Annotated in this window: 3 protein-coding genes; all 3 read right to left on the reverse strand. The window is 62.4% G+C overall.

The annotated features are described in order from the left end of the window. Positions 1 to 344, reverse strand: a 344-nt coding sequence (locus AB1609_21165) for a branched-chain amino acid ABC transporter permease (protein MEW6048946.1), incomplete at its 3' end; no start/stop codon positions are given. A gap of 111 nt (positions 345 to 455) precedes the next feature. After that, positions 456 to 1,781 carry an ABC transporter substrate-binding protein gene (locus AB1609_21170; GenBank protein ID MEW6048947.1) on the reverse strand — a complete coding sequence of 442 codons (1,326 nt, stop codon included), beginning with the start codon at positions 1,779 to 1,781 and terminating at the stop codon, positions 456 to 458. 196 nt (positions 1,782 to 1,977) lie between these two features. After that, the coding region (locus AB1609_21175; protein ID MEW6048948.1) for a serine recombinase at positions 1,978 to 2,472 on the reverse strand (495 nt) is incomplete at its 5' end.

Genomic DNA, 2,472 nt, shown 5'->3' on the forward strand with positions numbered 1-2,472 from the left:
GGCCCAAACAGGGCCAGGGCCCCGTACCGCAGGAAAAGCATCAGGCCGAATGTCCCAAAGAGTTGGGCGATCATGGGCCCCCGCAAAAGGCGCCGCACGAGGGCCACGTACGAGACAACGCCGAGAGCCAGCCCGATCAGGGCAGAGATGGGCAGCCCAACCAGCGGATCAGGGAAGACATAGGTGGCAGTGAGCCAGCCAGTGTACATCCCGACCATCAAAAACTCCCCGTGGGCGAAGTTGACCATGTCCATGATGCCGAAAATGACGGTCAGCCCCACCGCCAGCAGGGAGTACACGAACCCCATCAGAATGCCGGAGAGTACTACGTCCGTCAGCACCATGTCCGATGGCTTCCCCTACTCGTTGCAGCCCGGTCGGTGCGGCCAGGCGCTGAACCAGCTCCCTGGGCCGCACCGCCATCCACGCAGCCGGGCCTTTGGGCGTGCAAAGGCTTACTTCCACCCCGGGACCGGGTAGATCATCTGGGCCGTGGCCACATCAAACGGGTAGACGATCTCCAGATTGACCGAGCCCGTCCGAGGGTCGTACTGGTACTGCCCGATCATCCCCGTGGCGTAGATGTTTTGGTTGCTCTCTCCGGGATAGAGGCCGCCAAACTTGATGCCCTTCCACGGCGTGATGATCTGGTCGCCCGGCACGTTGAGCTCGTTGAACGCCTTCTGCAGGGCCTTCGGATCGGTCGACCGGGCATTGTTGAGCGCATAGGCCCACGCTATCACACCCAGAGTCTCACGCGCGGACTCCTCCACCAGGTCCCTGCCGTACCTCTTCCGGTAGAGTTCATTGACGGCGCGGGCGATGGGCTTGGTCTCTGCTATCCTGGGGATGTACAGGGCGCGAGTCAATACCCCGTGCAGGTCTTTTCCGATGGCTTTGACGAAGTCCGGGTTGGTGAACCCGGCGTCCTGACCCCAGATGAGGCGGGGAGAGGCTCCACGCAGTTTCAGGGTGCGCATGAACAGAATCGAGTCTGACACGTACGACGCGAACAGGTACGCATTGGCCTCCGAGCCGATCAACCGGATCGTCTCACTGGTCAGGTCGGGAGAGTTGGCAGGGTACTTGAAGTACTCAACCACCGTGTAGCCTCGCTGTGGGGCCAGCCGGTTCGCGATGTCGTCGCCGCATGCCGAACCGAACTCCGTGTTTTCCACCGCGATGGCGAGTTTCGAAATCTCGCTCTTGGGAACCGGCGGTACGCCAGGCGCCTTGCCGGCGACCAGGCCATCCAGCAGATTGAAGAGGTCTTCATCGAAGATCATGTCATGGGGTGTGACCCGCCAGAACCACTTGTAGCCCAACTGGGTCAGGGATGGCGAGGATGAGTCCGAGTTGATGTGGGGTATCCCATGCACCTCGGCCACGCCCGCAACGGTCTTGGTGACCGCGCTCTGGTACGCACCCAACAAGCCCACGACGTTTTGTTCGAGGATGAGACGTCTCGACAGATCCGCGCCGACGGCAGGGTCGCCTCGGGAGTCAGCGAAAATCGGCTCGATTTTGGCCCCGTCAAGACCCGGGATGCCGTCCCAACCGGCGACTTCCAGGCCCTGTTGGGCGAGTTCGGGATAGACGTTGTTGACGATGTCGACCATGAGCTCAAACCCTTGCCTCAACTCCCGGCCCGTGGGAGCAAGCGGCCCCGACAGCGGAAGAATGATCCCGATCTTGACGGTCTTCGGGGCTGCTGCGACGGTTCCGGGCAGCACGAGCGCCGTCAGCAACAACACAGCCACGGCCAGTCTTCCAGCCTTCATCTGATCACACCTCCCGTGACGTCTCAACCGCCTCGAAGCGCAACATGTAACGATATCGGATATCCCTGCCGCTATTACCTTTTCTGCGGGAATGGGGCATATCCTTCTTCTTGAGGTCTAGGTCCCCGGCAACTCACCCCCGGGCCATAGGGGTCTTCCTTGGGTGCCCCGATCCCGCGACATAATGCCCACCTCGCTATTTCCGCGTCAAATCAAGGGTCCGCTGGTTCGGATGCTCAGGTAGCGGAGCTCGCCCCCGCTTTCGGATGGCCTGGATCGCCTCCTTCACCTCGGCGCGTTGCAACTCGTCCCGTCGGATCAGCCAGGGTGCGTACGACACCATCTGCTGGCCTTTCAAGACGCCGCTGGCCAGCAAGCGGCGCACGGAAATGGGGCTGATGCCCAGCGCCTGACCCGCCTGCGTCAGCGTCACCCATCCCTCTCGCTGCTTGGGATCGAAGCACGGGATGCCATGGCTGTCCCGCAAGGACGTCACCCGGGCCTGGGTCCAAGTATTTCCGTGCCCTGTTCGGTGGCCGAGGAGGTTGAGGACGCGGGCGATCTGCCGGTCCGGTATCACCCGCGCCAGTTGCCGTACCAGTTCGACGACATGCTGATCGGTTCGGTACCGGTGCTGCCCGGTTCGGGGTTTGCGCACCTCCAGTTCACTGTGGGCCCCTCCCGCCCAGTG

This window comes from Bacillota bacterium, from assembly GCA_040754675.1.
In the GTDB taxonomy this organism is placed as follows: domain Bacteria; phylum Bacillota; class Limnochordia; order Limnochordales; family Geochordaceae; genus Geochorda.